The sequence below is a fragment of the Thermocrispum agreste DSM 44070 genome (genome assembly GCF_000427905.1).
Lineage (GTDB): Bacteria > Actinomycetota > Actinomycetes > Mycobacteriales > Pseudonocardiaceae > Thermocrispum > Thermocrispum agreste.
Genome location: NZ_KE386604.1, coordinates 736,311 through 748,274, shown reverse-complemented (window position 1 = coordinate 748,274; position 11,964 = coordinate 736,311). Strand labels below are relative to the sequence as shown.

Genomic DNA, 11,964 nt, shown 5'->3' with positions numbered 1-11,964 from the left:
GTCTCGGCCGGGTGAAACCGCGTCTGGTAGCGCTGGCCGCCGTGGCCCTGTGTGTGGTCACGGCGTGTTCCAGCAAGGAAGCCGGAACACCGATCGGTGCCGAGAAGCAGCAGAACCCCGCGGCACCGTCGGCCGGGCCGTCGGCACCCGCGCCGGGCCCGTCGGCAGACGCCCCGCCGCCGGTGAGCGATCCGGAGCAGATCGAGGGGATCCGGTTCAAGCACTTCCCCAGCTTGGAGCACACCGCCCCGGGCCAGCGGGTCGCGTACGAGGAGACGCCGCCGTTCGGCGGCCCGCACGACACGGTGTGGGCGGAGTGCAACGGCAACGTCTACGACGTGCCGGTACGCAACGAGCACATGGTGCACTCGCTCGAGCACGGCGCGGTGTGGATCACCTACGAGCCGGAGAAGGTCGACCCCACCGTGATCGACGCGCTCGCGGCCAGGGTCAAGGACCGCCCGTACACGATGATGTCGCCCTACCCCGGTCAGGACAGCCCCATCTCGCTGCAGGCCTGGGGGTATCAGCTGAAGGTCGACGACCCGCAGGATCCGCGGATCGACCAGTTCATCGCCGCGTTGCGGCAGAACCAGAAGACCACGCCGGAGCCGGATGCTCCGTGCACGCACCCGGAGTTCGACGCGGCTGCTCCTCCGCCCTTCGAAGCCTCGCCGCCCGGGCCGAACGCCATGCCGGAGGACGGCGGCCGGTGACCGGGCGGGACACCGCCGGGGAGAACTACCGGGACGCGATCCTGGCCGGGCAGGAGTGGTCCGGCAGGCGCTTCACCGCGTGCGACTTCACCGACGCGGACCTGCGTGGGCTGCGCACCGGGAACTGCGTCTTCGTGGAATGCGACTTCACCCGCGCCGACCTCGGCGAGTCACGGCACCGGGCGTCGGGATTCCACAGCTGCACGTTCCACCGGACGGTGCTGGCCGACAGCGCATGGCGAGACTGCTCGCTGGTCGGCTCGACGTTCACCGAGTGCCGGATGCGGCCGATCTCGCTCCTGGACACCGATCTGACGCTGGTCTCCCTGGGTGGCGCATCCCTGCGCGGAGTGGACCTGCGTGGCCTGCGACTGCGCGAGGCCAACCTCACCGAGACCGACCTGCGCGATGCGGACCTGCGCAACGCCGACTTGCGCGGCACCCGCTTGTCCGGCACGCGGCTCGAGGGAGCCGACCTCCGCGGCGCCGCGGTCGAGGGCTCGTCCTTGGCGGTGGCCGTGTTGAGCGGGGCGCGGGTCGACGTCGACATCGCGCTGGCGTACGCGGCAGCCATGGGCCTGCGGATCGAGTTCGGCTGACGGCTTCGCACCGGCTTGTCTGCCGCAACCATCTCAGTTCGAATTCAACCGACGGCATCGCACCGGATTGCCCGCCGCGTCCATCCCATTTACTCTAGCGATAAACATTTGAACTACAGACATCGTGGGAGCGGCAGACGATGCACCTCGGGCACCCGGACTGGTGCGACCTCGACGAGACACTGCTCCACCAGACCGCGTTCCCGATGCGCCATGCGGCGACCTCCGACGTGCGGTTCTTCGACCGGTACTGGCTCAGCGCCGTCGACCCGGCCGGTTCGGCAGCGTTGATCGCCGGCATCGGCTGCTACAAGAACACCGGCAGCTGCGACGGCTACGTCGCGATGCAAGCCGGGTCGCGCCAGTACAACGCCCGGTTCGCACGCCCGTTGGACGACGATCGTGACGCGATGACCGTGGGCGACGTGCGCATCGTCGTCGCGGAGCCGTTCCGGACGATCCGCCTGACGGTCGATCCGGTTTCCAGCCCACTCGCTGCCGACCTGACCTGGACGTCGTCGTTCCCCGTGCACCTCGAACCGCACCACTTCGACGCGCCTGCGGGCCGCACGATGCAGGACATGACCCGCTACGACCAGGTCGGGCGCTGGCACGGGTGGATCGACTACGGCGAGGGGCGCGTCGAGGTCGACGACTGGTGGGGAGCCCGTGACCACTCGTGGGGGGTCCGGCCGGGCGTGGGCGGGTTCGAGAAATCCCACGGCGATCCGAGCATGACGGCCGACATGCCCACCGCACCACGGCAAGCGATGCTGCACGTGGTGCTGTTCGCCGAGGCCGGCGAGACATTCCTGGCGCTGCAGTATCGCGAGAACGCCGATGGCAAGCGCCTGGCGCTCGACGGAGAACTCGTCGACCGCGACGGCACCCGGCGGCGCGTCGGCGACCTCGTGCTCGACATCGAATTCGTCGTAGAGCCCGGCAAGGCGTTGCTGGTCGACCCGGTCGCGCTCGGCGGCCAGCAGCGCGGCGAGCCGTTCCCGGCCCTGGGGCGTGAGCCGCGCGCTCGTTCCCTTCTGCACGCAGAACCCGTCCGTGACGGCGGAAGCCAGCAGGGCGGCGCACACGTCCTCCGGGCGCCGCAGCGAACCGGGCAGATCGTCCGGCTTGACCCGTCCTTTCAACCGCAGCAGTTGCAGCAGCGACAGCTGGAGCTCGTCAGCATCCTGGGGCATGGACGTGCGCGCCATCGGGAACCCGCTCCTCATCGAAATAAATCTAGTGCATAAATATTTATGATAAGATCTTCTGGTCCAGCGTGCCGGACGACGCGAATCGCTCCTTGAGCGTGCGTTTGTCCAGCTTGCCCATGGCCGAGCGGGGCAATGCGGCCAGGAAGGCCACCGAGCGCGGGCACTTGTAGTGCGCAAGGCGATCCCGGCAGAAGGTCAGCAGCTCGGCGGGGTCCGGCGGCGACTGCGGGTCACGCGGCACGACCACCGCCTTCAGCTCCTCGCCCATCTCCGGGTGGGGCACTCCGATGCACGCCACCTCCACCACGTCCGGATGCGCGGCGAGCACCTGCTCCGATTCGGCCGGGTAGATGTTCACCCCGCCCGAGACGACCATGTCCGAGAACCGGTCGGTGATGTAGACGTAGCCGTCCTGGTCGATGTAGCCGACCTCACCGAGGGTGAACACCCCCGGCGCGAGATGAACGCTGCGCTCCTTCTCCGGGGCGCGGTGGTAGACGATGCCGCGCCAGGTGGTGTCCCGGAAGTACAAGCGGCCCTGACGGCCGGGCGGGAGCTCGTTGCCCTGCTCGTCGACGACCAGCGCCTCGAACGGCGGTATCGGCCTGCCGACCGAGCCGACGTGCGCCAGCCACTCGGTGGCACTGATCAGGCACGTGGTGCCCACTTCGCTGGCGCCGTAGCTCTCCCAGATGACCTCTCCCCACCATTCGATCATCGACCGCTTCACGTCGACGGGGCATGTCGCGCCGACCTGCAGCACATAGCGCAGGGACGACACGTCGTAGCGCGCACGCACTTCCGGCGGCAGCGCCAGCAGCCGGATGAAATGCGTCGGCACCATGACCGTGCTGCCGATCCGGTACTTGTCGATCGAGCTGAGCACGGTCTCGGCGTTGAACCTGCCGAGCACGGTCACCGGCACCCCCGCGACCAGCAGGCGAGTGCTCACCAGCGGCCCGCTGTGGTACATCGGCCCGACGACCAGATGCGGACCGAATTCGGCCCAGCGGTTCCGCTTCAGCCGTTCGACGTGGTCGGCGATGTCCGCCCCGCCCACGAAGGACGTCGGAGGAAGCGGCGTGCCCTTGGGCTTGCCCGTCGTGCCGGAGGTGTAGACCAGCGGGGGCAGCGGCGGATGATCGACCGGTGGTTCGACGTCCGACGCCGAGGCCAGCCAGTCGTCCCAGGAGCGGGCACCGGCGACCGCCTCGCCCCGGACGACGACCAGCCCGGCTCCTGCGACCCTGGCCGCCTCGACCGCCCGCCTGCCGGTCGCGGCGTCGGCCAGCACCACGTCGACTCCGGCGTCGGCGAAGATGTAGGCGGCCTCGTCGGCGGTGAGGTGGAAGTTCACCGGCACCGCCGAGCAACCGGCCAGCATCGCGGCGACGTAGCAGAGCAAGGTCTCCGCCGAGTTCTCCGCGAACACGGCCACCCGCCGATCCGGGCGGAAAGGAACCGCCAGCAGCCCGTTGACCATGCGCTTGAGCAGCCGATCGACCTGCTCCCAGCTCATTTCCCGGCCCGCGGAACGGAGCGCGATCTCCCCGGGTCGCTGCCGGGCCAACACCGCGGCGAAGGTCATCCCATCTCCTCGTCGATCGGAACCACCGCACGATGTTAGTCTAGCGATGAAATATTTTCCACTGGATGTTTTCCTGTGGCGGCCGGGACGGCACGCCGCCGCCCGGCGGTACTGCGGAGAAAACGACGCGGAGTAAACTGTCGAGCGACAGACCACCGCCCCTACCGAACCGACTGGGGGAAACGACGCCCATGGCCGCACGCAAAGCCGGTACCGCCACACCGGACACCATCTCCGACCCCGTGGACTGGGCGCACCACTACTGGCAGGAGCAGGGTCTGCAGGGAGACGAGCAGCGCTTTTTGGCCATGACGTCCCTGCTGCGGTATCAGCGGCTGGTCGTGGACGCCGTGGAAGAGGCGCTGCGCGCCCACCGGCTGAACCTCACCGACTACCTGGTCCTGATGACCTTGCAGCTGTCGGAGAATGGCACCCGGCTGATCAGCAATCTCGCCCGTAGCCTGATGGTGCACGCCACGACCGCCACCCTGGCCACCGACCGACTGCAGAAGCGCCGCCTGATCAGCCGCACCCCGCATCCCACCGACCGGCGGGCCACGTGCATCACCATCACCGCCACCGGCCGCAAGCTGGTGCACAAGGCGACGATGACGCTGAGCGAAATGGGCTTCGGCATGGGCGACGCGAAGCCGAAGGACGTGGAGAACCTGGTCGGCCTGCTTGCCGACCTGCGAGCAGCAGCCGGCGATACCAGCCGCTGATCACGACGCCTGATACACCATCCGGCAGCGGCACCCGGTGACCCTGCGGCTGCCGCGCTCGTCGCCCCGGCCAGGCCTGCCCGCCACAGCTGGAGAGGACGACACTCCCCTGTCCGCCCGACACGATGGCGAATCACGACACAGCCGCGACCTGATCGCACCCGCCACCGAAGCACGGCGATACCCATCCGCCATTCACCGCGAGCGCAACCCATCGGTCGCACGGCCCCCTTGGGGAGCATCCGGTCTGGTGCGCGTCGAAAGCTGGGAGCTCGACGGAGCCGCGCACCGCGACGAAGGTCGTGACGACGACTGAGACAGAACCCGACTCAGGGCGCATCCCCGCGGCCGCACCCGACCGCATCGGCCGGGATCTCGGCAGCCGGGCCGGTACCAGCAGGCCGTACCAGACTCGGCCGCCATGAGCATCAGTCGCCGCCGAGCTGCGCCACAGGCTGGAGCCGATGAACGCGTCGATCAGCTCGCCGGCCAGCTTTCGGAGCCGGCCCGCTGCCGACGGCGAGCACTCCCCACGCAGCCACAGCCGCGGCAGATCCACCTCCGGCCGCCAACGCCCAGCAGCCGGCGCCGCTGCGGAACCACTCTCCGGCAGGCCGACCCTCCGTCCCACTCCGCCACCCTGGCACATTAGTCTAACGTCAATTACTCTGACATTAGAGTAAATGGGAAGGAGTGGCCGGTGGACGCACAGCTGTCGGCGGAACGGGAGGCCACCGCAGCGGTCGAACAAGCACTCGCGCTCGAGCTGACGGCTGTCCCCGCCGAGAGCGATCAGTCCGCCGCCATCCAGGAACTGGCCGCAGCCCTCCACCATCGTGCGTCGCTGGACGACCAGGTGGTGCGACGACGGGAACAGCACGCCGACGCCCTGCGGGCCGGTGTCACCACCTTGCTGCCCGAGGTCTGGGGCGGGACGGATGCCTTGCTCGGGGCGCTCGGCGAGCACGCCGACGACCTGGCCGTGCGCGCGACGAGCGACCGCGACGCCGCAGCAGCACTGCGCGACATCGCATCCGTGCTGGTCGAGACCGACTTGCCGGATGTCACGGCGCATCGCACCGGCCCTCCCGAACGGGACGCATCGACCGCATACCGCACCGCACCACCGCCACCCGTGACCGAGGAACAACTCCTGGCATGCCTGAGTGCACACAGTGGGCCAGGGGTCACGGTCCACCGCATCACCGACGTGCGCATGCTCTCGGGCGGCTTCTCCAAGGAGATGCTGGCCGTCCGGGTCGAGCATTCCGGCGGCGCCGACGACATCGTGATCCGCAAGGTGGCCTCCGGAAGGACGGCGCACACCTTGGGCGGGGAGTTCGCCGCGCTCTCGTTCGCATGGCAGGGTGGCGTCCCGGTGGCAGAGCCATTGTGGCTGGACGAAGACATCCTGGGTGCGCCCGCATTCGCCACCCGGCGGGTCCCCGGGCAGCCACGCGGTGACGTCTGGGGACCAACCGCACCGATCGAGCTCCCAGCCGTCACCGCCATCGCCGCCGCACTGGCTCGGCTGCACTCCCTCGACACCAGCGGCCTCACGGACACGCCGCTGCCGCCGATGGTCACGCGGCAGGAAATCGTCGCGGCGATCGAGGAGCGGCAGGCCGTGCTGGCCGCCGTTTCCACGCCGTCGATGCCGTTCGCCACGCTGTTCGCCCTCGTGCTGGGATGGCTTCGCGCCCACGCGCCGGGCGACGTGCGCGATCCCGTGCTGGTCCACGGCGATTACGGTCTGCACAACCTCTTGCTGGACGGGTCGACGCTCACCGCGGTCCTGGACTGGGAGCGCTCTCACCTGGGTGACCCCGCAGAGGATCTGACGTACGTGCGCCCGAGTGTCGAGGCGGTCGCCGGTTGGGACGCGTTCCTCACGGTCTATCAGGACGCCGGCGGGTCACCCCCGGATGCCGATCGGCTCACGTTCTACACGGTGTGGCACGACGTGTGGCGCGGAATCTCCGCGTACCGGATGCGCGCCAAGTTCCTTGCCAACCCCAACAAGATGTCCGACGCGATGGCAGGGCTGCTCATGACCCCACGATTCCTGCTGCGCGCCGTCCGCACCGCATTCCGCCTCTGACGTCGACGCGCCCTGAACGGAACGACACGACGTACATGCTCCACAGCTCCGACGACCGGGAGGCGACCTCCGGACCTTTCTCGGGGCGATCCTGTCACCGAAACGCGGCGCTGGATCGCCGGTGAGCCACGGGTTCACGCTGCTCGTCCAAGGCGGTGTCGGCTCCCCGGGTCCGCCGCGTACGCACGGCCCGTCACAGCCGCCGCCGTTCGCCACTGGCCGCCGCCACACAAACGGCGTCGATCACCCTGTGCAAACGAACACCGTGATCGAAGTCGGGCANGAAAGTACCGCCGCCACGGAGATCCNGGAGNANGGCCGCGTACGCACGGCCCGTCACAGCCGCCGCCGTTCGCCACTGGCCGCCGCCACACAAACGGCGTCGATCACCCTGTGCAAACGAACACCGTGATCGAAGTCGGGCANGAAAGTACCGCCGCCACGGAGATCCTGGAGTATGGCCGCGTACGCGTTTGCGAGATTGCCCCACGGAACCTCGCGGTTCACCGGAGCAAGGTGGTACTCGTCCGGCACGACAAGTTCGGTGAGTTCGCCATCCCCGCCCCGGGCGCCACGCAGAACCAGGGGCGCCAGCTGCACGTGGCCGTGATCACCGCTGATGACAAGGTCACCTTCGGTGCCGTTGATCTCCCAATGGAAGTTGGTCGCACGCGACCGGCCGCCTCGCATGTGCACCGACACGACCGCGCCGTCCTCCAGCGTCGCGTGCACAGCGATCTGGTCTTCCGCCGACTTCGCGACGATCTCGCCGGTCTCTCGGTCCCGCACTCGGGGGCGCCGGTTCGCCATGAGCGCGCCGACCTCCGCGAGGTCGCCGAGGCAGTAGGTCACCGCGTCGATCACGTGGCCGAACGGGATCGTCACCATCGTCGAGCCGCCGTCCCGATCGAGCACGTACGACGTGCGGGAATCGACCTGCTCGCCCCATGCCATGCCCGAGGCCACCACGGTCGTGGACAGGACATCGCCGACCCAGCCGGAAGCGACGAGGTCTCTGACGTAGCGGATCACCGGAGCCGAACGTGCCTGCAGGTTGACGATTCCGCGCACCCCCTTGGTGCGGGCCGCCCGCGCGAGCGCATCGGCCGCCGAGGTGGAGACAGTGAAGGGCCACTCACAGTAGACGTGCTTGCCCGCGTCGATCGCGGCGAGGACGGCTTGCTCATGCTCGGTTGCCCGCACGGCCACGACGACAAGATCGACATCAGGGTGATGCGCGAGTTCTGCCGCGGAACAGAACGTCGCGGAAACGCCGTAGCGTTCACCCGCCGCTTTCGCCGCTGCGGCTGAGCTGGCGGCGAGGGCCGTCAGCCGGAAGTCTCCCACGGCGGAGAGCGCGGGCAGATGAGCCCGGGCGGCCCAACCGCCGGAAGCGCTCAACCCCACGATGCCCACCCCTACGGGCAGCATGCCATTCGCGCTAGCCATCGCCGACGGGCTCACCGATGCGGCGCCGCAGCCTGGTGGCCTTGCCAGCCATCCCCGCGGCGACCACAGCCGTCAACCGTCCGTCTACCGCGCACGTCGCGAGGAAGCGTCTGCCGTCGTCTTCTTCCACGCGGACCTTTGCCGACGCCCGAACATCGCCGAAGACCTGCAAGCGCAGGCCGTACTGGTCACTCCAGAAATAGGGCACCGCGGGCTCGTCCGGAGGCAGGCCGAGTATGTCCCTCGCCACCACCCGTGCGTGCTCTCCCGCGTTCGTCCAGTGCTCGGTGCGCCGGTGACGGCCGCCCGGTCCCCGCCACGCCGCGACATCTCCGACCGCCCACACGTCGGTGACGCTGGTCCGCCCGCGCTCATCGCAGAGCACGCCGTCACCTACCTCGACCCCGCTGCCGGCCAGCCAGCTCACTTCGGGAACGGACCCGATGCCGACGACCACGACGTCGGCCGCAAGCTCGGCACCATCGGTCAACGTCACGCGCAGCTTCCGATCCGACTGCTTCAGTTCCGCCACCCCGCAGCCGCATCGCAGGTCGACCCCGGCCTTCAGATGCCAGCGCGCAACCAACTCGCCCAGCGTCTCGCCGAGCACACCCGCCAGCGGCGCCTGCTGCTGCTCGACGAGATGGACCCTCAGCCCGCACACCCGCAGGCTTGCCGCCACCTCGCAGCCGACGAAGCCCGCTCCCACCACGATCGCCGAGTCCGCTCCGTCCAGCCGCCGCCGCAGGGCGAGGCAGTCGTCCAGGGAGCGCAGCGTGTGTACGCCGGGGACGGATTCGGTTCCGGGAAGCGTCCGAGGCCGGAGGCCCGTCGCGATCACCAGGCGGTCGTAGCCGATGGTCTCCCCCGCTGCCAGCACGATGCTCTTCCGCTGCGGATGGACCGCGGTCACCCGCGAACCCAGGCGCAACGTGATGCCGTGATCGGCGAAGAACGCATCGTCGCGCAGCCGGATCGCCGCAGGCGAGCGGCGACCCTGCAACACCTCCTTGGACAGGGGCGGCCGGTCGTAGGGCGGCGTGGGCTCCGCTCCGACGAGCATCAACTCGCCGTCGTAGCCGGCTTTGCGCAGCTCTTCCGCGACGCGGAGGCCGGCGAGGCCCGCACCGGCGACGACGACCGTCACCGCGCACCGTCCGCGTCGAACCGGCACCGGCCGTTGGTCAGCACGACCGTGCCGTCGTCCTTACGGGTCCGGAACAACGCCTCGCCCGCGCCATCGGTCCAGATGTCGATGTGCAGGGTGTCGCCGGGCAGAACCGGAGCGGCGAACCGTGCGTCCATGCCGCGCAGACGCCCTGCCTCGCCACCGGCCAGGGTGTGCAGCAGCGCTCGGCCGGTGAAGCCGAAGGTGCACAGGCCGTGCAGGATCGGCCGCTCGAAGCCGGCGCGGCGGGCGAAAGCCGGATCGGAGTGCAGCGGGTTCCGGTCACCCGACAGCCGGTAGAGCAGCGCTCGCTCGGGCCTGGTCGGATACGTGACGGTGTGGTCGGGCACCCGGTCCGGCGCCTGCCAGGTCGCGCTCGGGCCGCGGTCGCCGCCCCAGCCACCGGCGCCGCCGATGAAGAACGCGGACCGGGTGCGGAACATCGGCTCCCCGGTGTCCTCGTCCACCGCCTCGGAACCGGTCACGACCAAGGCGGCCTTGCCCTTGTCGAACATGTCCACGATGCGCGTGGTGACCAGGACCGCGCCCTGGGTGGGCAGCGGCCGGAGCAGTTCGACGCCCTGCTCGGCGTGCACGAGCTTGGCCCAGTCGAACGTGCCGAACCGCTTGAAGATGCCCGGGTCGATGCCGAGCACCACCGGGTAGGTCGGCAGCACCTGCTGCTCGACGCCCTTGGTGTTGTCGGTGGTGTAGGCGAGTTCGTCGACGCCTGCCCCCACCCCGAGGGCGTACACGATGCAGTCCTTGCTCTGCCAGGTGACGCGCCGCGGTCCCGACTCGGCGCCGACCGCGTCCGGATCCAATGCCATCGAACCTGCGTCCTCTCCGTCGTGTCGTCAGCCGCGATCCACCGGACCGAGGTGGTCGCACTCGCCCGGCTCGAGCCGGCGCACGATGCGCGGCTTCTCCCCCACATACATGCGCTCGCCCTCGATCAGCCCGTTGGCGTCGATCGGCCACAGGATCAGCGCCCGGTACTCCACGAGGTACCAGGCGTCGTGCTCGACGTCGGCGGCGGCGAACCCGCGCCGCGTCAACAGCTCGCCGTCGTAGGCGTGCCGGAAGATCCCTTCGGTCGCCACCAGGCCGTGCTCGACCAGCACGGCCGAGATCTCGAACTCGAGCCGGTTCTTGCCGATGGCGATCGACGCTTCGTAGAACGCCTCGACCTCGTCGTAGCCCTTGGGGCCTGCCGAGTCGGACGCGCCCCAAATCTCGTAGACCGGCTCCGGGACCAGGGTTTTCATCAGCGCGCCGACGTCACCGCGCACTTCTTCCCGCACGTGGCGCGCGACCACCTCCAGGTTCGCGCGCTTGCGCGGGTCCGGTTCGGACGCCATCCGGTCGGTCAGCAGCTGCCAGCTTCGCTCGGCCGCGGGCCGGAGTTCGACGATCATTCGCCCACCTCACGCGAAGCAGCGCTCATGCCGGGGTGAACCGCAGTGGCAGCCGGACGATGCCGTGCTGCGCGAAGCTCGGCAGGTACTCGACGTCGTCCGGATCGATGTCGAACGTGATCTCCTTCGTCCGCCGCAGCCAGGTGGTGATCCCGACCCTGGTCTCCAGGCGGGCGATGGGCGCCCCGAGGCAGAAGTGCTCGCCCTTACCGAAGGCGAGATGCGGGCCTTCGCTGGCCCGGTCGACCAGCAGCCGGTCCGGATCGTGGAAGGCCTGCTCGCGAGGCACGGATCCCCCACCACAGCGGATCACGGGATCCACGCATCCAGGCTCTCGGCCCACCCAGCGTGCCGCGGAGATCAGCCCGATTGCCGAACAGATCACCCCCCGAACAGGTCTGCCCATGGCCGAACAGGTTCCGGCACGGTGCCACCACAGCCGGCTCGGTGCCCCCTACGGCCGACCGGTGCCCTTGCAGCCGGCCCGGCCCCCTACACCCAGCCCGGTAGCCTGCAGTCTGCCTGCCCCGGCACGAGCGGACCGTGCCTCCAGAAGCCGGTCCTTGTGGCCTCACCACGACTTGGCCAAGTAGGCAAGCGCCTCCACACCGGCTGACGTGAGCGAGACCCCGTTGCGGGCTGGTGATCGCGTCACGAGGCCCAGCTGCTCCAACCTCCGCACGGAGTCGGCGCTGACGGATGCGCCAGCGTTCCGTTGCGGGGTGGGCTCCGCCAGGTCGGCCCAGATGTCGCTGTGCGCGACCAACTGGGTGATCGCGATCTTTTCCAGCTCGAGAACGTCGGCTGCGTTCATGGTGACCTCCTTGCCAGCGTCGATGCTGCCGTGGAGGCGGAAACCAACCCAATTGGTCAAACCACCTACTTCGATACCTATGTCGTGGGTCACACCGAGGTGCTTCCCGCCGTAATCACCCCCTCCCGTCACCTTCTCGTGGTTCGCCGATCAAGGAGCGGTGGTTGCCGGGTTC

At 69.3% G+C, this 11,964-nt stretch carries 12 protein-coding genes; 5 read left to right on the top strand and 7 right to left on the bottom strand.

All coding sequences use genetic code 11. The features are described from left to right. Positions 1 to 11: 11 nt before the first annotated feature. The 3 genes from YWY_RS0118305 (at position 12) to YWY_RS23435 (ending at position 2,565) form a co-directional block, all read left to right on the top strand. Positions 12 to 716 carry a DUF3105 domain-containing protein gene (locus tag YWY_RS0118305; RefSeq protein WP_051310409.1) on the top strand — a complete coding sequence of 235 codons (705 nt, stop codon included), beginning with the start codon at positions 12 to 14 and terminating at the stop codon, positions 714 to 716. Next, complete coding sequence (locus tag YWY_RS0118300) at positions 713 to 1,315, top strand: pentapeptide repeat-containing protein (RefSeq protein WP_028848804.1); 603 nt, start codon at positions 713 to 715, stop codon at positions 1,313 to 1,315. The genes YWY_RS0118305 and YWY_RS0118300 overlap by 4 nt, the downstream gene beginning before the upstream one ends. 140 nt (positions 1,316 to 1,455) lie before the next feature. Then, a complete protein-coding gene (locus YWY_RS23435) occupies positions 1,456 to 2,565 on the top strand; it encodes an Rv3169 family protein (protein WP_051310408.1) in 1,110 nt (369 codons plus the stop codon). Positions 2,566 to 2,569: 4 nt separating this feature from the next. On the opposite strand, the gene YWY_RS0118290 is transcribed toward YWY_RS23435, so the two are convergent. Next, the gene (locus tag YWY_RS0118290) at positions 2,570 to 4,117 is read right to left on the bottom strand and encodes an AMP-binding protein (protein WP_028848803.1); all 1,548 of its coding nucleotides are present in this window, start codon (positions 4,115 to 4,117) and stop codon (positions 2,570 to 2,572) included. 191 nt (positions 4,118 to 4,308) lie between these two features. Here YWY_RS0118290 and YWY_RS0118285 point away from each other — a divergent pair, with 191 nt between their 5' ends. Both YWY_RS0118285 and YWY_RS23430 read left to right on the top strand, forming a co-directional pair. After that, positions 4,309 to 4,839, top strand: coding sequence for a MarR family winged helix-turn-helix transcriptional regulator (locus YWY_RS0118285; RefSeq protein ID WP_028848802.1), 531 nt, complete (start codon positions 4,309 to 4,311; stop codon positions 4,837 to 4,839). Between the two features lie 700 nt (positions 4,840 to 5,539). After that, the gene (locus tag YWY_RS23430; protein ID WP_051310407.1) at positions 5,540 to 6,940 is read left to right on the top strand and encodes a phosphotransferase family protein; all 1,401 of its coding nucleotides are present in this window, start codon (positions 5,540 to 5,542) and stop codon (positions 6,938 to 6,940) included. A 336-nt stretch (positions 6,941 to 7,276) separates the two neighbouring features. Here the strand turns inward: YWY_RS23430 and YWY_RS0118275 are convergent, their stop codons facing one another. The 6 genes from YWY_RS0118275 to YWY_RS0118250 all read right to left on the bottom strand — a co-directional run bounded on the left by YWY_RS0118275 (position 7,277) and on the right by YWY_RS0118250 (position 11,789). Further along, a complete protein-coding gene (locus tag YWY_RS0118275; protein WP_211227661.1) occupies positions 7,277 to 8,371 on the bottom strand; it encodes a Gfo/Idh/MocA family protein in 1,095 nt (364 codons plus the stop codon). 10 nt (positions 8,372 to 8,381) lie between these two features. Continuing rightward, positions 8,382 to 9,536: an NAD(P)/FAD-dependent oxidoreductase gene (locus YWY_RS0118270; RefSeq protein WP_028848800.1), complete on the bottom strand. Its 1,155-nt coding sequence runs from the start codon at positions 9,534 to 9,536 to the stop codon at positions 8,382 to 8,384. Continuing rightward, entirely contained in the window at positions 9,533 to 10,387 is an 855-nt protein-coding gene (locus YWY_RS0118265) for a MaoC family dehydratase (RefSeq protein WP_028848799.1), read from the bottom strand. Before YWY_RS0118265 ends, YWY_RS0118270 begins: the two co-directional genes overlap by 4 nt. 27 nt (positions 10,388 to 10,414) lie before the next feature. Further along, positions 10,415 to 10,975 (bottom strand): hypothetical protein, encoded by a 561-nt coding sequence (locus tag YWY_RS0118260; protein WP_028848798.1) that lies wholly within the window; start codon positions 10,973 to 10,975, stop codon positions 10,415 to 10,417. 25 nt (positions 10,976 to 11,000) lie between these two features. After that, a complete protein-coding gene (locus YWY_RS0118255) occupies positions 11,001 to 11,264 on the bottom strand; it encodes a cytochrome P450 (protein ID WP_245566720.1) in 264 nt (87 codons plus the stop codon). A gap of 282 nt (positions 11,265 to 11,546) precedes the next feature. Then, on the bottom strand, positions 11,547 to 11,789 hold the full coding sequence (locus YWY_RS0118250) for a helix-turn-helix domain-containing protein (RefSeq protein ID WP_028848796.1): 243 nt from the start codon (positions 11,787 to 11,789) through the stop codon (positions 11,547 to 11,549). Positions 11,790 to 11,964: the final 175 nt, after the last annotated feature.